The following is an 18,402-nucleotide window of genomic DNA, read 5'->3' as shown; positions in this document are numbered from 1 at the left end:
AGCGTACGTGCTCTACCTGTAAAACCACGACATACATATTGGGCAACTATTGAACCGACGTTTTATACGTGGCGGCCCCGTCGTAGCCGCTATACCTAAGCGTGCTCACCACAAAAAAGCCCAGGGAGGACCCGGTGTATCAAAGAGGGATGACCTTGATTCAGCTGGTGATTACCCTGTCGATCGTGGCCATCACAGCCCAATTCGCCAGCCCGGCCTATCACACGCTTACGGAACAACAACGTCGCCAGACCACGGCCGAGCAGTTGGCCAACAGCTTGCGCAAGGCACGCAGCGAGGCGTTGATACGCCATCAGTACGTGGTGATTCACGCGCTGGATGATGACTGGAGTAATGGGTGGAGAGTGATTCTTGACGAGAGCGGCCAGGGCCATACCGATGAAAATAACCCGGTGCTGGCTGAAAAACAGAACAGGAACCTGATACCCGTAGCAGGTAATTCGCCGGTCAAACACTACGTGCGATTCAACCCGCTGGGCGAGCCATTATTAAGTGCGGGAGGTTTCCAGGCGGGCACCCTGCATGTTTGCCAGGTGAAAGAAGCGTTAAGCCATTACCAGATCGTGCTGGCAAAAAGCGGGAGAATCAGCCTGCGCAACCAAAAATCTGCGCAGGCTTTGTGTGCAATGGCTTAGGTAATGGAGCGAACCCGCAATTCTTTGGGCATGGAAAAGGTGATGTTCTCTTCGCGGCCAGCCAACTCATCCGCTCCCGTGGCACCCCAGGCGTGCAATTGCTGAATCACGCCGCGCACTAGCACTTCCGGAGCCGAGGCACCCGCTGTGATACCAATGCGTTCTACACCGTCGAACCAGCTTTTTTGCATGTCTTCAGCGCCATCGATCAGGTAGGCGGGGGTGGCCATGCGCTCTGCCAACTCGCGCAAGCGGTTGGAGTTAGAGCTGTTTGGGCTGCCCACTACCAGCACAACGTCGCACTCGTCAGCCAGTTGCTTTACCGCGTCCTGGCGATTTTGCGTGGCGTAGCAGATGTCATCTTTACGGGGGCCACCAATGGCCGGAAATCGCGTACGCAGTGCATCGATAACCCGGCTGGTGTCATCCATCGACAGCGTGGTCTGTGTCACGAACGCCAGTTTTTCAGGGTTGCGCACTTGCAAATTGGCGACGTCTTTTTCGTCCTCAACCAGGTAGATAGCGCCGCCATTACTGGCGTCGTACTGCCCCATCGTGCCTTCAACTTCCGGGTGACCGGCGTGGCCAATCAGGATGCATTCGCGGCCATCACGGCTGTAGCGGGCCACTTCGATATGAACCTTGGTGACCAAGGGGCACGTCGCGTCGAACACCTTCAGGCCGCGCCCGGCGGCTTCACTGCGTACGGCCTGAGAAACGCCGTGGGCGCTGAAGATCACGATAACGTCATCCGGTACCTGATCCAGCTCTTCAACGAAGATCGCTCCGCGGGAGCGCAGGTCTTCGACGACAAATTTGTTGTGCACCACTTCGTGGCGAACATAGATAGGCGGGCCGAATACTTCCAGAGCGCGATTGACGATCTCAATCGCTCGGTCCACCCCGGCGCAAAAACCACGGGGGTTGGCGAGTTTAATGTGCATGCTAGGCCTCGTGGGACGCGCAGAAAGATAATGCCAAACAGGCCCGGCCGAAGCCGGGCACTGGATTTACAGCGCTTTGACAGCTTGGATTTCCACTTCGAAGGTCAGGGTTTTACCTGCCAACGGATGGTTAAAATCGATGGTGACCTGCTCGTCGTCAAACGCCTTGACCACGCCCGGCAACTCGGTGTTTGCCGCGTCATTGAAGATCACCAGCAAACCTTCCGACAGCTCCATGTCTTTGAACTGCGAACGCGCAATGATCTGCACATTTTGCGGGTTGGGCTGACCGAACGCATTCTCCGGAAGAATCTCCAGTGTCCGCTTGTCACCTGCCTTGAAACCGAAAATCGCAGCCTCAAAACCGGGCAACAGGCTCCCATCACCCACTTTGAAAGTAGCCGGGGATTTGTCGAACGTGCTGTCGACCGTGTCGCCATTCTCCAGGCGCAAAGCGAAATGCAGGGTGACTTCCGTGTTCTGGCCAATACGAGGCTCAGTCATGAACGGGTTCTCCGGACTTTTTACTTTTGAACATATCCAGTGCCAGCATCACAGCACCCACACAGATTGCACTGTCGGCAAAGTTGAATGCAGGGAAATACCAGCGGTTTTGCCAGTGCACAAGAATGAAATCAATGACATGGCCGTAGGCAACGCGGTCATACAAATTGCCCAAGGCCCCGCCGAGAATCAAAGCCAGTGCAATCGCCAGCCATGTGTCATCACGTCCCAGGCGCTTAAGCCAGATCACCAGTACGGCACTGACCACCACGGCAATCAGGGCAAACAACCATCGCTGCCAACCGGCACTGTCAGCCAGAAAGCTGAAGGCCGCACCCGTGTTGTAGGCCAACGTCCAACTGAAGTAATCCGGAATGATCACGACCTGTTGGTACATCTGTAATGCGCTGTCGAAATAGACCTTGCTGGCCTGGTCAATGACCAGGACCAGCAGGGTCAACCACAGCCAGCTCAGGCGCCCGAAGCGCCCGGCAGTGCGGGCATCAGGCATAGTGACGTACCTCACCGGCGCCGCTGATGTTGTCCACGCAGCGACCGCAGATTTCCGGATGCTCAGGGTTCACGCCGACGTCTTCGCGGCAATGCCAGCAACGGGCGCACTTGGCGTGAGCAGATTTGACCACTTTGAGCTTCAGGCCGGGCACTTCAGTTACCACCGCATCCGCCGGGGCCGATGCAAACGGCGCAACGCTGGCTGTTGAGGTAATCAGCACGAAGCGCAGCTCGTTGCTCAATTTGGTGAGGTCGGCTGCCAGTTCGTCTTCAGCGAACAAGGTGACTTCGGCCTGCAAGTTGCCACCAATGGCCTTGGCCGCGCGCAGGTTTTCCATTTCCTTGTTGACCGCGACCTTGACCGCCATGATCCGCTCCCAATAAGCGCGGTCCAGTTCGGTCCCTTCAGGCAGCTCGGTCAGGCCCTGATACCAGGTATTGAGCATCACGGACTCGTTACGCTCGCCCGGCAGGTAGTGCCACAGCTCGTCAGCAGTGAACGCCAGGATCGGAGCGATCCAGCGCACCAGCGCTTCGGAGATATGGAACAACGCGGTCTGGCATGAACGACGGGCCTTGCTGTTGGCGCCCGTGGTGTACTGACGGTCCTTGATGATGTCGAGGTAGAAGCCACCCAGCTCTTGCACGCAGAAGTTGTGCACTTTGGAGTACACGTTCCAGAAGCGGTATTCACCGTAGTGAAGTTCCAGCTCGCGTTGCAGCAACAGTGCGCGATCCACAGCCCAACGATCCAGTGCCAGCATTTCTTCGGCAGGCAGGATGTCGGTGGCCGGATTGAAACCGGTCAGGTTCGACAGCAAGAAGCGGGCAGTGTTACGGATACGGCGATAGGCGTCGGCGCTACGTTGCAGGATCTGGTCGGAAACCGCGATCTCGCCCGAGTAGTCGGTCGAAGCGACCCACAGACGCATGATGTCGGCGCCCAGTGTGTCGTTGACTTTCTGCGGCGCAATCACGTTGCCCAAGGATTTGGACATCTTGCGACCCGCCTCGTCCACGGTGAAACCATGGGTCAGCAGTTCGCGATAAGGCGCGTGATTGTCGATGGCGCAGCCGGTCAGCAACGAGGAGTGGAACCAGCCACGGTGCTGGTCGGAACCTTCCAGGTACAGGTCGGCCCGAGGGCCGGTTTCGTGACCCATCGGGTGCGAACCACGCAGCACGTGCCAGTGCGTAGTGCCGGAGTCAAACCACACGTCCAGCGTGTCGGAAATCTTGTCGTACAGCGGCGCTTCATCGCCCAAGAGTTCGGCAGCGTCCATCTTGAACCAGGCTTCGATGCCTTCCAGCTCAACGCGCTTGGCCACTTCTTCCATCATTTCAACAGTGCGCGGGTGCAGCTCGCCGCTTTCCTTGTTCAGGAAAAACGGGATCGGTACCCCCCAGTTGCGCTGACGTGAGATGCACCAGTCCGGGCGATTGGCGATCATTGAGTGCAGGCGCGCCTGACCCCATGCCGGAACGAACTGGGTGTCTTCGATAGCCTGCAACGCACGGGTGCGCAAGGTATCGCCAGCAACCGGCTCTTTGTCCATGCCGATGAACCACTGCGCGGTTGCACGGTAGATCAGCGGGGTTTTGTGACGCCAGCAGTGCATGTAGCTGTGGCTGATGGTTTCGGTGTGCATCAGCGCACCGACTTCGGTCAGCTTTTCAACGATGGCCGGGTTGGCTTTCCAGATGAACTGGCCGCCGAAAAACTCCAGCGACGGCACGTACACACCATTGCTTTGAACCGGATTGATGATGTCATCGTTGACCATGCCGTAGGCTTTGCAGGTCACGAAGTCGTCTACGCCGTAGGCCGGCGCGGAGTGAACAACGCCCGTACCGGCGCCCAGTTCGACATACTCGGCCAAATAAACAGGCGACAGACGGTCATAGAACGGGTGACGGAAGTTGATCAGTTCAAGTGCGGCACCGGTCGTGGTGGCAATGACCGAACCTTCGAGGTTGTAACGGGCCAGGCAGGCTTCGACGAGCTCTTCTGCCAGAACCAGCAACTTGTCACCGACGTCGACCAGCGCGTAGTTGAACTCCGGGTGCACGTTGAGGGCCTGGTTGGCCGGGATGGTCCACGGGGTGGTGGTCCAGATCACGATCGATGCAGGTTTGCTCAATGCAGCCAGGCCGAAAGCCTCAGCCAGCTTGGCTTCGTCGGCAATCGGGAACGCCACGTCAATGGTCGCGGACTTTTTGTCCTGATATTCAACTTCAGCTTCAGCCAGTGCCGAGCCGCAGTCGAAACACCAGTTCACAGGCTTAAGGCCCTTGAACACGAAGCCCGCCTTGACGATTTCAGCCAAAGCGCGGATTTCACCGGCTTCGTTCTTGAAATCCATGGTTTTGTACGGGTTGGCGAAGTCACCCAACACACCCAAACGGATGAATTCGGACTTCTGCCCTTCAATCTGCTCAGTGGCGTAGGCACGGCACAGCTCGCGGGTTTTATCCGCAGGCAGGTTTTTGCCGTGAGTCACTTCAACCTTGTGCTCAATCGGCAAACCGTGGCAATCCCAGCCCGGCACGTACGGCGCATCGAATCCGGCGAGGGTTTTCGAGCGGATGATCATGTCCTTGAGGATCTTGTTCAGCGCGTGACCGATGTGGATCGTGCCGTTGGCGTAGGGAGGACCGTCATGAAGAACGAACTTAGGACGATCCTTGCCAATCTCGCGCAACTTCCCGTACAGGCCAATGCTGTCCCAGCGCTGCAAAATTTGCGGTTCGCGCTGTGGCAGGCCGGCCTTCATTGGGAAGGCTGTGTCCGGAAGGTTTAGCGTGGCTTTGTAGTCGGTCATTTCAGGCTCTTTTTAAGCGGTTGACCCAGCCAATAGGCTCGGGCGGCGGCGACGTCCGCATTGATCGCCGTCTTGAGCGCCTCCAGGGAGGCGAAACGCTGCTCATCACGCAGCTTGTGGTGGAATGCCACGGTCAGACGCCGGTCATACAGATCACCGGCGTAATCCAATAGATGTACTTCAAGATGGGCACTGCCATCCCCTGAAACGGTGGGCCGCACGCCAATGTTGGCGACGCCGGACCAAGTGTTGCCGTCAATCTCGACACTGGCCAGGTAGACCCCGGTCAGCGGCACTCGACGACGCTTTAGCTGAACGTTGGCCGTTGGCGTACCCAGTTGACGCGCCAGTTTCTGCCCGTGTAGTACCCGCCCGGCAATCTGGAACGGGCGCCCGAGCAAACGTTCGGCAAGGGCGAAATCGGCATTGGCCAGGGCATCACGCACTTTGGTGCTGCTGACGCGCATGCCGTCAAGCTCAACGGTTTGCGCCGCCTCGACGGTAAAACCCTGGATGATGCCAGCCTGTTGCAGGAAATCGAAATCCCCTGCCCGGTCGCACCCGAAGCGGAAATCGTCCCCAACCTCAAGGTGTTGCACACCCAGGCCATTAACCAGAATCGTGTCAACAAACTCGGCGGCGCTGAGTTTGCTTAAACGCTGATTGAACGCCAGGCACAGTACCCGATCTACACCGGCATCAGCCAATAGCTGCAGTTTGTCGCGCAAACGCGCCAGACGTGCCGGCGCGGTCTGCGGGGCAAAGAATTCGCGCGGCTGGGGTTCAAAAATCACCACGCAGCTGGGCACACCCAACTCCAGCGCACGTTCACGCAGCCGGCCCAGGATTGCCTGGTGACCACGGTGTACACCGTCAAAGTTGCCAATAGTGGCGACACAGCCCCGATGTTGGGGCCGCAGATTGTGAAGGCCTCGAACCAGCTGCATAACGCGCTTCTTGCTCATAAAGTGGCCGATTATAACCACACCCAGCCTGCTACAACAGGCAACAGCGCAAGGCAATTCAGTCAATACGATAAAACACACGTCTGACCGGCGATTACCTTACATAAGGGACTTGCGGGCGAAATCCTTCAAACGCATGCCCAAGACCAGCAGCATACCGAAATACGCCAGCACCCCAGCGACAACAAGTCCCCCCAAACGCAGAAAGCGCTCCAGCATATGACCGTGATCCCAAGCGGGCATCAATTGCATCAAGCCCAGTAGAACGGCCGACATCACGGCCACAGCCAACACCAGTTTGAACAGGTACTTGGCCCAGCCTGGCTGCGCCACAAACAGCTTTTGACTGCGCAATTGCCAAAACAGCAGGCCGGCGTTGATGCACGCCCCCACGCTTATGGCCAGTGCAAGGCCCGCATGTTGCAACGGCACGATGAATACCAGGTTCAGCAACTGGGTCACGATCAACGTGAAAACGGCAATTTTCACCGGCGTACGGATGTTTTGCTGAGCATAAAAGCCTGGGGCCAGCACCTTGATCAAAATAATCCCGAGCAAACCCACCGAGTAAGCCATCAGGGCGTGCTGGGTCATCACGGCATCATGGGCACTGAATTCACCGTACTGAAACAATGAAACCGTCAGCGGTTCGGACAGAATGGCCAGTGCCAGTGCGCAAGGCAAAACCAGCACGAAACACAGACGCAGCCCCCAGTCGAGAATCCGAGAATACTCATGACGGTCTTTATTGGCGTAGGTCTTGGACAGGGTTGGCAGAAGGATTGTCCCCAGCGCCACGCCCAGCACACCCGACGGCAGCTCCATTAAACGGTCGGCGTAGTACATCCACGACACAGACCCGGCCACCAAAAAGGACGCGAAGATGGTGTTGATGATCAAAGAGATCTGACTGACTGAAACACCCAGGATCGCCGGCAACATTTGTTTCATCACCCGCCACACCCCGGTATCGCGCAGATTAAGGCGGGGCAACACGAGCATGCCGATCTTTTTCAGGTGCGGCAGTTGAAACACTAACTGCGCCAGACCACCGGCCAACACAGCCCAGCCAAGGGCCATCACGGGCGGATCGAAATAAGGTGTCAGGAACAACGCAAAAATAATCATGCTGACATTAAGCAACGTCGGCACAAACGCCGGAACCGAGAAACGGTTCCAGGTGTTCAGAATCGCTCCTGCCAAGGACGACAGTGAAATCAGCAATATATAAGGGAAAGTAACCCGCAACATGTCACTGGTGAGCTGGAATTTTTCCGGGGTGGTGGCAAATCCCGGCGCCGTCGCCCAGATTACCCAAGGCGCAGCCAGCATCCCCACAATCGTGACAATGGCCAACACCAGGGTCAGCAAACCGGCCACATAGGCCACGAACGTACGGGTCGCTTCCTCGCCTTGCTGATTTTTATATTCCGCGAGAATCGGCACGAACGCTTGAGAAAAGGCCCCCTCTGCGAAGATCCGGCGCAACAGGTTGGGCAGTTTGAAGGCAATGAAGAACGCATCCGTGGCCATCCCGGCGCCAAACGTGCGAGCAATGATTGTGTCTCGGATAAAGCCCAAAACCCTTGAAATCATGGTGATGGAACTGACGGCAGCCAACGACTTGAGCAAATTCATTGAAAGAGTTTTTGCCTATAGAGAAAAAGAGCAGGCGAACAAAGCGTCCACTTATGCGATACTGCGCGCCGCAACAGCACAGAGCCAAGCTCGCGAGTTTACAGGTCAAGCGCCGGAAATAAATCTCCCGTCTCCCTCGATCAACCACTCAGCGGATCGTATCAAACGCCCTTGACAAGCCTTCACGTCATCGGCATGATTCGCGGCCTATTTTGTTTGCTATTTTCTAAAGTCTTTCGAGGAGCTCGACGGTGGCCAACACACCTTCCGCCAAAAAACGTGCAAAACAGGCTGAGAAGCGTCGCAGCCACAACGCCAGCCTGCGTTCCATGGTTCGCACCTACATCAAGAATGTAGTTAAAGCCATCGACGCAAAAGACGCCGCTAAAGCACAAGCTGCTTATGTTCTGGCTGTTCCTGTTATCGACCGTATGGCCGATAAAGGCATCATCCACAAGAACAAAGCTGCTCGTCATAAGAGCCGTCTGAATGGCCACGTCAAGGCGTTGAACCTTGCGACCGCCGCTTAAGCGTTAAGCTTTTTAAAAAACCGACCTCAGGGTCGGTTTTTTATTGCCTGCGATTTATACCCAGGATTCACTACCCCGCCCCCACCACAAGCTCACAGGCAAAAAAAAGCTGCGTGAATCGCAGCTTTTTATAAGCACTACTGATGCGGCCACGGCAGGATCGGAATTGCCGTTACAGCATTCTGTGGACTGCCCTCAATCAGGCGATCGCTGTAGACCAGATACACCAGCGTATTGCGTTTCTTGTCAAGGAATCGCACCACCTGCATGGTCTTGAACACCAGCGACGTGCGCTCCTTAAAGACTTCATCACCGTCCTTGAGATCACCCTTGAAGCTGATCGGACCCGTCTGACGACATGCCAACGAAGCTTCAGCACGGTCCTCTGCCAACCCCAACCCCCCTTTCATGCCCCCCGTTTTAGCGCGGGACAGATAGCAGGTCACGCCCTCTACCTTGGGATCATCGAACGCCTCGACCACAATGCGGTCGTTAGGGCCAACCAGCTTAAACACGGTTGAAACCGTACCAATCTCTTCCGCCGAAGCCAGTAACGGCATCGCCAACATCAAACCCAGCAACCCTTTAATCAAGCGCATTCAAACCTCACATTCAAACCAGAATCAGGTTATCGCGATGAACCAGTTCAGGCTCCGCCATATAACCCAACAAGCTGACAATCGCATCCGACGATTGCCCGATAATTTTTTGCGCTTCCGCAGCACTGTAGTTGGCGAGCCCACGGGCAATTTCACGGCCGTCCGGCGCGACACACACCACCATTTCCCCACGACGGAAGCCACCCTGAACCGCCTTCACCCCCACAGGCAGCAAGCTCTTGTTGCCCTGCGACAGTGCCGCGACAGCCCCCTCGTCCAGCACCAGCGTACCGCGTGTTTGCAGATGCCCGGCCAGCCACTGCTTACGGGCTGCCAACATGCCGCGTTCCGGCGACAACAAGGTGCCAATGCGCTCGCCCGCCTTAAGACGATCCAGCACCCGCTCCAGACGCCCACCCACAATAATGGTGTGCGCCCCGGAACGCGCCGCCAAACGAGCCGCCCGCAACTTGGTCTGCATACCACCACGCCCCAGCGCACCCCCCGTACCGCCCGCCACTGCGTCCAGCGCCGGGTCATCCGCGCGCGCCTCATAAATCATTTGCGCGTCAGGGTTATTGCGCGGATCAGCATCAAACATGCCGTCGCGGTCGGTCAGGATTACTAACAGATCAGCTTCCACCAGGTTGGCAACCAGTGCCGCCAGGGTGTCGTTGTCACCAAAACGAATCTCATCGGTCACCACCGTGTCGTTTTCGTTGATGACCGGGATTACGCCCAACTCCACAAGGGCACGCAAAGTACTGCGGGCATTCAGGTAACGCTTGCGATCAGACAAATCGTCATGGGTCAGCAGAATTTGCGCGGTGTGCCGCGAGTGCTCGGCGAAACTCGACTCCCAAGCCTGCACCAGGCCCATCTGACCGATGGCAGCCGCCGCTTGCAATTCATGCATGGCACTCGGTCGCACCGTCCAGCCCAAGCGGCTCATCCCGGCCGCCACTGCGCCCGAAGACACCAACACCAACTCAACACCGGCTTCATGCAGGGCCACCATTTGCTCGACCCAAACACCCATTGCCGCACGATCCAGACCTTTGCCATCCGCCGTCAGCAGTGCGCTGCCAATCTTGACGACCCAACGCTGCGCACCTGTCACCTTGCTCCGCATCATCTTCCAACCTATGCCTGAGAGCAGCGCGACCGAGCGCTACCCGTGGAATTTTTGTGATTACCGTTTCGTAGATGCTAAAACGCCGCTCAATTGAGCGGCGCTGTAGTTTACTGCAACGAATCAGTCGCGGACGTAAATGATTTCCGGACCATCGTCGTCTTCAACATCTTCTTCATCCCAGTCATCGTCACCGATGTCATGGACGCTCTTCACGCCACTGCGACGCAAGGCACGCTTGTCATCCAGCGCCTGCAACTGTGCACGCGCCTCGTCTTCAATGCGCTGATCCAGCTCGGCCAGTTCTTCCTTGTAGGCAGGATCATTGGCCAGGCGGTCTGCGCGATCTTCGAGGTAGCGCATGATGTCGTGGCACAGCTTGTCGGTGCCGATTTTGGCAATAGCCGAAATCACATACACAGGACCGGTCCACTCAAGACGATCAACCACTTCTTTCACAACTGCGTCGTGCTCTTCCTGAGGCAGAGAATCGCACTTGTTCAAGACCAGCCAGCGATCACGATCAGCCAGCGCCGGGCTGAACTTGGTCAGCTCGTTAACGATGACTTCAGCGGTATCCGCAGCGCTTTCCGAACCTTCAACCGGCGCCATGTCCACGAGATGCAGGAGCAAACGGGTACGCGCCAAATGCTTGAGGAAGCGAATCCCCAGGCCCGCGCCATCAGAAGCGCCTTCGATCAGCCCCGGGATGTCAGCAATGACAAAGCTTTTCCAGCGATCGACACTGACCACGCCCAGGTTGGGTACCAGCGTGGTGAACGGATAATCCGCCACCTTGGGCTTGGCCGCAGACACTGAACGAATAAAGGTGCTTTTACCGGCATTCGGCAAACCCAGCAAACCGACGTCAGCCAGCACTTTCAACTCAAGCTTCAAGTCGCGCTGCTCACCCGGCTTACCCGGCGTGGTTTGGCGCGGCGCGCGATTGGTACTGGACTTGAAACGCGTGTTGCCCAGGCCGTGCCAGCCGCCCTGAACCACCATCAGCTTTTGACCGGCCTTGGTCAGGTCGCCAATCACTTCTTGCGTGCCTGCATCAATAACGGTCGTGCCGACTGGCACGCGCAGGATAAGGTCATCACCCTTGCGCCCGGTGCAATCGGTACTACCGCCGTTCGAGCCGCGCTGGGCATCGAAGTGACGGGTATAACGGTAGTCAACCAGGGTGTTGAGGTTTTCGTCGGCGACCATATAGATCGAGCCACCATCGCCCCCATCACCACCGTTAGGACCACCGTTTTCGATGAATTTCTCACGACGGAAACTCATGCAACCGTTACCACCGTCGCCCGCTTTTACCTTGATCGATACTTCATCAACAAACTTCATAACAAAACGCCTCTCGTCATCAGGACGAGCCGATAAACATAAGACATAAGACTCTTGCAAAAATGAGCGCAGCGACCTCAATCAACGACCGTTAAATCCAGCGCCAGCAGCCCATACAAACAGTTTTGCAAGAGACTCATCCCACAAACGAAAAAGCCCCGTCGCAAGACAGGGCTCTTCCAGCTACCAAGCTATTACGCTGCGACGACTTCAGTCTTCGGAACGATGCTTACATAGCGACGACCGAAGGCGCCTTTAACCTGGAACTTGATCACGCCTTCCACTTTCGCGAACAGGGTGTGATCTTTGCCCATACCAACGCCGTAGCCAGCGTGGAATTGGGTACCGCGCTGACGCACGATGATGTTGCCTGGAACGATAGCCTGGCCGCCATACATCTTCACGCCAAGGCGTTTGGCTTCTGAGTCGCGACCGTTACGGGTACTACCACCAGCTTTTTTGTGTGCCATGAGTCAATTCTCCTAGTGAGGAATTAGGCTGAAATTAAGCCTGAATACCGGTGATTTTGATCTCGGTGTACCACTGGCGGTGGCCCATACGCTTCATGTGGTGCTTACGACGACGGAACTTGATGATGCGGACTTTATCGTGACGACCTTGGGAGATCACTTCAGCCACAACAGTGGCGCCAGGAACAACTGGAGCGCCGATGTTCACGTCGTCGCCATTGGCGACCAACAGAACGCGATCAAAAGTTACGGATTCGCCGGTAGCGATTTCCAATTTTTCGATCTTCAGGTATTCACCTGGAGCTACTTTGTACTGCTTGCCACCAGTAACGATTACTGCATACGACATGGTATTTCTCCGATAATCCTGCTCACCCAGCGCTTTATAGGTAAAGGTATTGGCTGGCATGGCTGCATGGGGCTGGAACGGCCCAAGTGCAATTGCGTAAGGCAGGTGCTGCCCAGGAAGTTCAGGGTGCGCGATTGTACGCAAGGCAAGAGGACGTTGCAAGGGGCCGCCCATCGTGCCTTGACAGGCCATCCCCCCCGACCTAGCATGCCGCGCAACCCTTCTGGAGCACCTGTCGCTGATGCAACCCCAAGCTTTCTACCGCGCGGTGGCGGACGATTTTAGCGCCGTCGACGGCATCATCAAGAAGCAGCTGACTTCACGCGTACCGCTGGTCTCAAAAATCGGCGACTACATTACTTCGGCCGGCGGCAAACGCCTGCGTCCTTTATTAGTGTTGCTATGTGGCAAGGCACTGGGCCGCGAAGGCGATGACTTGCGTCTGTTGGCGGCAACGATCGAGTTCCTGCACACCGCCACCCTGCTGCACGACGACGTGGTGGACATGTCCGGCATGCGCCGTGGCCGCAAGACCGCCAATGCAACATGGGGCAACGCGCCGAGCGTGCTGGTGGGCGACTTCCTGTACTCGCGCTCCTTCGAAATGATGGTTGAGCTGGGCTCGATGCCGGTGATGAAGATCTTGTCGCAAGCGACGCGCATCATTGCCGAAGGCGAAGTACTGCAACTGTCAAAAGTGCGCGATGCCAGCACCACCGAAGAGACCTACATGGAAGTCATCCGCGGCAAAACCGCGATGCTCTTTGAAGCCTCGACCCACAGCGCAGCCGCTCTGGCCGGTGCGACACCCGAGCAAAGCGAAGCATTGCGCATGTTCGGCGATCACTTGGGCGTGGCTTTCCAACTGGTGGACGACCTGCTCGACTACCGTGGCGATGCCGAAACCCTGGGCAAGAACGTGGGTGACGACCTGGCTGAAGGCAAGCCGACGCTGCCCTTGATCTACACCATGCGCGAAGGCACGCCGGAACAAGCCGCACTGGTTCGCCAGGCCATCCAGAAAGGCGGGATTGAAGACCTCGAAAGCATCCGCGCCGCGGTTGAAGCCTCAGGCTCGCTGGAATACACCGCACAATTGGCCCGCAATTTCGTTGCACGCGCCATTGTCTGCCTTGAAGCCCTGCCGCCGAGCGAATACCGCGACGCGCTGGTCGAACTGAGCGAGTTCGCGGTCGCACGCACACACTGATCCACACACCGCAAACCGCTCCCGCCTCCCAAGACCTTCACACGAGGGTCTTGGGCAGTGACTGCAAGTCCATCCCGCCGCACTTTCCCCGCCCGCCGAAAAAACCCTATACAATGCGCGCCTTTTAGCCATCCTGACTTTTAAGGAGCGCAAGTGAGCACTTTGCCACCCTGCCCGAAATGCAATTCCGAATACACCTATGAAGACGGCGCTCAGCTGGTCTGCCCGGAATGCGCCCATGAGTGGTCTGCCAACGCTGAAGCAGAAGTCGACAGCGACGTAAAAGTCTACAAAGACTCCGCTGGCACTGTCCTGAACGATGGCGACACCATCACCGTGATCAAGGACTTGAAGATTAAAGGCACCTCGCTGGTGGTTAAAGTTGGTACCAAGGTCAAGAACATTCGCTTGTGCGATGGCGATCACGATATCGACTGCAAAATCGACGGCATCGGCCCAATGAAGCTCAAGTCCGAGTTCGTGCGCAAAGTCTGATTCTGTTGCCATTCCTTCCTGCGCCTGGCGCAGGAAGGGGTTGTTTCCCCTCCTCCCTGCCCCTGCCTCTACCCGACTCGACACGCGATATCAAAGAGCCAGTTACTTTGACCGGTAGCAACCTGATCGCAGAAAACACGCCAATCCGCCAATAGGCACTTGCTATTAATTGAATAGGAATTATTCTCATTGATATCCATCAAGGAGAAGACACCCATGACTTATTTAATTGACGCTTGGCTGGACCGACCACATCCCTATCTGCGAATCCTGCATCGGGAAACCGGGGAAGTGTGTGCTGTTCTGGAAGAAGACGCGCTGAATGAACTGCAAGATCAGGGAGACCTGGATTTTTCAGGGCTTAACTCAAACGAGCCGGTGGTGCTCAAAGAGATGGTGCGCAACCTGTTTCTGTTCTGTTACGCCCGGGCGTTGCGCCCTGTCGGTTCGGCTGACGCCCATGAGCATCTGGCCAAAATAGAACTATGAAGCCAACGGTGTAATGACGGGCCAGCCAACAACCCGTCATTACCGCTAAACCGTGGGGTTCTTACAGAACGTCCAGCAGCTCAACGTCGAATACCAGCACGCTGTGTGGAGCGATGCTGCCAACGCCTTGGGCGCCGTAAGCCAGTTCGCTCGGCACGTAGATGCGCCATTTGCTGCCAGCGTTCATCAATTGCAAGGCCTCAGTCCAGCCAGCAATCACGCCACCGACCGGGAACTCGGCAGGCTGGCCACGCTCGTAAGAGCTGTCGAACACAGTGCCGTCGATCAGGGTGCCGTGGTAGTGAACACGCACGGTGTCTTCACGGGATGGCTTGGCGCCTTCACCTGCTGTCACAACTTCGAATTGCAGACCCGAAGCCAGGGTGGTGATGCCGTCTTTCTTCGCGTTTTCAGCCAGGAAAGCCTTGCCTTCGCCCGCTGCAGCTTCAGCCTTGGCAGCCGCTTCAGCTTGCATGATCTCGCGGATCACTTTGAAACTGGCGGACATTTCTTCCTGACCTACACGGCTTTCTTTACCGGCGAACGCGTCGGTCAAGCCTGCCAGAATGGCATCCAGGCTAACGCCCGGTGGCGGGTTATCGCGCAGCTGGTCGCCCAACTGACGGCCAATGCCGTAGCTGACGCGGGTTTCGTCGGTCGACAGATTTACTTCGGACATAACACTGCTCCGCTGTGGGACGTTGCAGGCCAGTCAACTGAACGACTGACCCACACGCCCTGAACAAAAAAAGGGCGAGCAGACTAACACAGCCCCCAAAGCCTTCGCAGCCCGGGTTATGTAGGCGCTAATGGCCCGCCTGACCTCAGTGCTTGGTGATCTTGTCCAGATACCCCATAGCAAACGCCGAGATCACAAATGTCATGTGGATAATCACGTACCACATCAGGTACTGGGGCTCGATGTTGCGCGCGTCCATAAACACCCGCAGCAAGTGGATCGAAGAGATCGCCACAATCGATGCCGCGACTTTCATTTTCAGCGACGTGGAGTCCATCGTGCCCAACCAGCTGAGCTTCTCTTTGTGCTCGTCGATATCCAGTTGCGAGACGAAATTCTCATAACCCGAAATCATGACCATGACCAGCAGACCGCCCACCAGCGCCATGTCGATCAGCGACAGAATGACCAGGATCAAGTCCGACTCAGATAGCGCAAACACGTTCGGGATTACGTGAAACACTTCCTGGAAGAATTTCAACGCCAGCGCCAGCAGGCCAAGCGACAAACCAAAATAGATCGGCGCCAGAATCCAGCGCGAGGCGTACATTGCATTTTCGATAAAGCGTTCCATTGAAACTCACAGGAAGTAAAAAAATGGGCGCGAGTATATCAGCGGGAATTCACCAGAGATAAAGCCCCGGACACAGTCTGTAAAAACTTTTTCTGCTAGTGTCCACCTACTCGGCATCGTTTACGGACAGGAAACCTGAAGAATGGATCTGCGATTCCCCTTGGCTGGTCTCGGACTCTCATTGGCGCTGCTCGCCACGGGAGGCTGCTCACCGGATGACCAACACCCGCTCGCCAACCTGGAAGAAAGAACCGCCCAATTCGAACAGAACCTCGACACCATCAAAGACCAACAACTGAAAGATGCCGTAGCGGACCTCGGCGGGTCGCTGCTGCTGTTGGAGCGCGCGCGGCTCAAACTGCAAGACAAACCGGTTGAAACCGAATACACCACCGACGATCTGGCGCTGCTCAATCACTACCCCAGCATTCAGGCACTGACGGACACTTACATCAACGGCCTGTTTGTCCTGCGCAAAAATGCCAGTTCAGACTACCTGACGGACCTGGAGCCCGTGTTCCCCTTCCCGATCAACAGCGCCTCAGAATTCCCTTTCCCCCACGCACTGGAATGGCAATCCGTCACCTTGAGCAATAAGCAAGACGTGCCGTTCCAGCCCGAGTGGTCCGAAACCGATCCCGGCATTCAGTTGAGCCCCTCCAGCGCCAACCTGAGCAACCCGGACGACCTGACCGTCACCTACCCTTACATCGACGGGGTTGAAACCGAAAACGTCCAGCAGCCGCAACCGGTGATGCTGCATGGCAAGGTAGAAGTCATTGCGCCGGGCAAGGTCGTACATTTCAAGCTCAACGGCAAAGACGTGGGCCAGACACGGACCGATGGCACCATCAGCGTGACCCTGTTGGCGCTGGGCAACAACTTCGCTGAAGTCGAGATCCGCAACAGCGCCGCGCCCGCCAAGGCCGTGGGCGACACTGAACTGAACCCCTTGATCATCCAGGCCCGCGATCAATCAGGCCAATTTCTCTCGCGCGCAGGCTCGATCAACGAAAATGCCGAGCAACTGGCGTTTTACCAGCAACAACTGGCCGAGATGCTCAAGCAGACCGCCTGGAGCGAAGCGTTCGAACGGCAGTTGGCAGACGAAGAAAAAGCCTTTGAGCAACAACACCCGAATCACTACAGCAAGGTTTACTTCAACGGCAACGTCGACGCGCTGGACATCAGCGTCATGGACTTCTCCAGCGCCACGGTGACCCGCAAAGCCCTCGACCTGCCCGTGCGACGGCTCGATAAAAACATGACCAGCAAGGAGGTTCAGCCCCTGCCGCTCTCGGTCGTGGTGTACGACGACCAGGCGCCCGCGTACCTGAAAAACGCCAACCTCGACCCTGAGCACTTCATAAAGACCGTGATCATCACCCAGTCCATTGACGACGCCAGCGCAGCGACGCTGGAGTTCAGCCACCCGCCGACCTTCAATGACGAGTTGGTCGGCACGCTGCCCGACGCCTCCGACGCCTCCGATGCCCCGGTCACGTTCTTCGCTGAAGACGACAATGGCAAACGCAGCGAGCCGCTGGAGCTGCCAGAAGAAGCGTTCGATGTGGACCCGCATACCGGCGTTATCACCTACGACCTGAACTTGTTCCCGGAAACCCCGGCCTATGCCATTGGCTCAATGCCGATGTACATCGCCGCCGTAGACAAACAGACGCTGAGCATTGAGCACCTGCCCACAGGGCTGGAGCTCAAGGGCAACGCACTCATAGTCGATCAAAAGGCCTTCCCGTCGGATGCATGGCGCTTCTACGCCAAGGACGACACCGGCAACTACCTGAAAGAAGTGCTGGCCGTCAGCCACAGCGCGGAAGCAGAAGGCCCTGCGCTATTTGACGTGCATTACTTCTATGGCCAGCCGACCCAACTGGAAAGCTATGCCCGCACTGACCTGACGCCTGTGGAGTATGGCTTTGAGGTCAAGCTCGACAAGGTGCCCGACGTCAGTCCGCCCCATTGAACCCTGCCATCAACGAGACGCGTGACAGCGCGCTCCGTTGATTTGCCGCAACTGGGCCTGCACATGCAGGCACCAGATCTGCGGATCGTCCGCTAGCTCATAGCCATGCAGCGTCAAGCTTTCGACGATGGATTCAAGAATGGTTTCAGCCGCAAACGGGCCGGGAAACGGGCCTTGGGACTTGATCGTGGTGGGCTGCTCGCCCGCCAGACCGGCAGCAAACAATAACGTCCACATACCGGTGCCCCCTGCGAGGGGGCGTACGCTGCATTCAATACGCGTGACCAGTCCCAGGCATTGGCGGGTAAGACAAAGGTTGCGCGACATGGCGGCGACCCTCGGTGGTTCCTGTATTCAGCCGCACACAACGGGCTGCATCGTTCCAGTGACGACAGTGGAGGTCCTTGAGCTGAGAATAGAAGAAAAACGGCGCCCGCAA

20 protein-coding genes are annotated in these 18,402 nt (G+C 57.0%); 6 read left to right on the top strand and 14 right to left on the bottom strand.

The window, feature by feature from the left end:
* Positions 1 to 149: 149 nt before the first annotated feature.
* Positions 150 to 656: a GspH/FimT family protein gene (locus HBN68_RS10870; RefSeq protein ID WP_169964043.1), complete on the top strand. Its 507-nt coding sequence runs from the start codon at positions 150 to 152 to the stop codon at positions 654 to 656.
* On the opposite strand, the gene ispH is transcribed toward HBN68_RS10870, so the two are convergent.
* From ispH to murJ, 6 genes are all read right to left on the bottom strand, one after another.
* On the bottom strand, positions 653 to 1,600 hold the full coding sequence (gene ispH, locus HBN68_RS10865; RefSeq protein WP_094995103.1) for a 4-hydroxy-3-methylbut-2-enyl diphosphate reductase: 948 nt from the start codon (positions 1,598 to 1,600) through the stop codon (positions 653 to 655). The genes HBN68_RS10870 and ispH overlap by 4 nt on opposite strands.
* A 66-nt stretch (positions 1,601 to 1,666) precedes the next feature.
* Complete coding sequence (gene fkpB / locus HBN68_RS10860; RefSeq protein ID WP_094995104.1) at positions 1,667 to 2,104, bottom strand: FKBP-type peptidyl-prolyl cis-trans isomerase; 438 nt, start codon at positions 2,102 to 2,104, stop codon at positions 1,667 to 1,669.
* Positions 2,097 to 2,615 (bottom strand): signal peptidase II, encoded by a 519-nt coding sequence (lspA, locus tag HBN68_RS10855; RefSeq protein ID WP_094995105.1) that lies wholly within the window; start codon positions 2,613 to 2,615, stop codon positions 2,097 to 2,099. The genes fkpB and lspA overlap by 8 nt, the downstream gene beginning before the upstream one ends.
* Positions 2,608 to 5,439 (bottom strand): isoleucine--tRNA ligase, encoded by a 2,832-nt coding sequence (ileS, locus tag HBN68_RS10850; RefSeq protein ID WP_169964040.1) that lies wholly within the window; start codon positions 5,437 to 5,439, stop codon positions 2,608 to 2,610. The genes lspA and ileS overlap by 8 nt, the downstream gene beginning before the upstream one ends.
* Entirely contained in the window at positions 5,436 to 6,386 is a 951-nt protein-coding gene (gene ribF / locus HBN68_RS10845) for a bifunctional riboflavin kinase/FAD synthetase (protein ID WP_169964038.1), read from the bottom strand. The genes ileS and ribF overlap by 4 nt, the downstream gene beginning before the upstream one ends.
* 117 nt (positions 6,387 to 6,503) lie before the next feature.
* On the bottom strand, positions 6,504 to 8,042 hold the full coding sequence (gene murJ / locus HBN68_RS10840; RefSeq protein ID WP_094995108.1) for a murein biosynthesis integral membrane protein MurJ: 1,539 nt from the start codon (positions 8,040 to 8,042) through the stop codon (positions 6,504 to 6,506).
* A gap of 251 nt (positions 8,043 to 8,293) precedes the next feature.
* Here murJ and rpsT point away from each other — a divergent pair, with 251 nt between their 5' ends.
* Positions 8,294 to 8,572: a 30S ribosomal protein S20 gene (rpsT, locus tag HBN68_RS10835; protein WP_003443902.1), complete on the top strand. Its 279-nt coding sequence runs from the start codon at positions 8,294 to 8,296 to the stop codon at positions 8,570 to 8,572.
* Positions 8,573 to 8,709: 137 nt separating this feature from the next.
* On the opposite strand, the gene HBN68_RS10830 is transcribed toward rpsT, so the two are convergent.
* The 5 genes from HBN68_RS10830 to rplU form a co-directional block, all read right to left on the bottom strand.
* Positions 8,710 to 9,171 (bottom strand): CreA family protein, encoded by a 462-nt coding sequence (locus tag HBN68_RS10830; RefSeq protein ID WP_047273598.1) that lies wholly within the window; start codon positions 9,169 to 9,171, stop codon positions 8,710 to 8,712.
* A 13-nt stretch (positions 9,172 to 9,184) separates the two neighbouring features.
* The gene (proB, locus tag HBN68_RS10825; RefSeq protein ID WP_094995115.1) at positions 9,185 to 10,303 is read right to left on the bottom strand and encodes a glutamate 5-kinase; all 1,119 of its coding nucleotides are present in this window, start codon (positions 10,301 to 10,303) and stop codon (positions 9,185 to 9,187) included.
* 123 nt (positions 10,304 to 10,426) lie between these two features.
* Entirely contained in the window at positions 10,427 to 11,653 is a 1,227-nt protein-coding gene (gene cgtA, locus HBN68_RS10820) for an Obg family GTPase CgtA (RefSeq protein ID WP_047273596.1), read from the bottom strand.
* Positions 11,654 to 11,847: 194 nt separating this feature from the next.
* The gene (gene rpmA, locus HBN68_RS10815; protein WP_047273595.1) at positions 11,848 to 12,123 is read right to left on the bottom strand and encodes a 50S ribosomal protein L27; all 276 of its coding nucleotides are present in this window, start codon (positions 12,121 to 12,123) and stop codon (positions 11,848 to 11,850) included.
* A gap of 34 nt (positions 12,124 to 12,157) precedes the next feature.
* On the bottom strand, positions 12,158 to 12,472 hold the full coding sequence (gene rplU, locus HBN68_RS10810; RefSeq protein WP_007901869.1) for a 50S ribosomal protein L21: 315 nt from the start codon (positions 12,470 to 12,472) through the stop codon (positions 12,158 to 12,160).
* A 241-nt stretch (positions 12,473 to 12,713) separates the two neighbouring features.
* Between rplU and HBN68_RS10805 the strand changes: the two genes are divergently transcribed.
* From HBN68_RS10805 to HBN68_RS10795, 3 genes are all read left to right on the top strand, one after another.
* Positions 12,714 to 13,682, top strand: a complete 969-nt coding sequence (locus HBN68_RS10805; RefSeq protein WP_169964036.1) for a polyprenyl synthetase family protein — start codon at positions 12,714 to 12,716, stop codon at positions 13,680 to 13,682.
* 153 nt (positions 13,683 to 13,835) lie between these two features.
* Positions 13,836 to 14,177 (top strand): zinc ribbon domain-containing protein YjdM, encoded by a 342-nt coding sequence (locus HBN68_RS10800; RefSeq protein ID WP_094995110.1) that lies wholly within the window; start codon positions 13,836 to 13,838, stop codon positions 14,175 to 14,177.
* A gap of 216 nt (positions 14,178 to 14,393) precedes the next feature.
* Positions 14,394 to 14,666, top strand: a complete 273-nt coding sequence (locus HBN68_RS10795) for a hypothetical protein (protein WP_094995111.1) — start codon at positions 14,394 to 14,396, stop codon at positions 14,664 to 14,666.
* A gap of 61 nt (positions 14,667 to 14,727) precedes the next feature.
* Here the strand turns inward: HBN68_RS10795 and HBN68_RS10790 are convergent, their stop codons facing one another.
* Together HBN68_RS10790 and HBN68_RS10785 are read right to left on the bottom strand one after the other, a co-directional pair.
* Positions 14,728 to 15,345 (bottom strand): FKBP-type peptidyl-prolyl cis-trans isomerase, encoded by a 618-nt coding sequence (locus HBN68_RS10790; RefSeq protein WP_047273586.1) that lies wholly within the window; start codon positions 15,343 to 15,345, stop codon positions 14,728 to 14,730.
* A 145-nt stretch (positions 15,346 to 15,490) separates the two neighbouring features.
* Entirely contained in the window at positions 15,491 to 15,979 is a 489-nt protein-coding gene (locus tag HBN68_RS10785; RefSeq protein ID WP_047273583.1) for a TIGR00645 family protein, read from the bottom strand.
* Positions 15,980 to 16,121: 142 nt separating this feature from the next.
* On the opposite strand from HBN68_RS10785, the gene HBN68_RS10780 reads away from it, so the two are divergent.
* Positions 16,122 to 17,963, top strand: a complete 1,842-nt coding sequence (locus HBN68_RS10780; protein WP_169964034.1) for a hypothetical protein — start codon at positions 16,122 to 16,124, stop codon at positions 17,961 to 17,963.
* A gap of 9 nt (positions 17,964 to 17,972) precedes the next feature.
* Here HBN68_RS10780 and HBN68_RS10775 read toward each other — a convergent pair whose 3' ends face one another.
* Positions 17,973 to 18,290: a hypothetical protein gene (locus tag HBN68_RS10775; RefSeq protein WP_094995113.1), complete on the bottom strand. Its 318-nt coding sequence runs from the start codon at positions 18,288 to 18,290 to the stop codon at positions 17,973 to 17,975.
* Between the last annotated feature and the right edge of the window lie 112 nt (positions 18,291 to 18,402).

Origin of the sequence: Pseudomonas sp. WS 5078 (assembly GCF_012985745.1) — a bacterium.
GTDB classification, from domain to species: Bacteria; Pseudomonadota; Gammaproteobacteria; order Pseudomonadales; family Pseudomonadaceae; genus Aquipseudomonas; species Aquipseudomonas lundensis_A.
The sequence above is the reverse complement of the archived record's forward strand: the minus strand, read 5'-3'. Positions and strand labels throughout refer to the sequence as shown.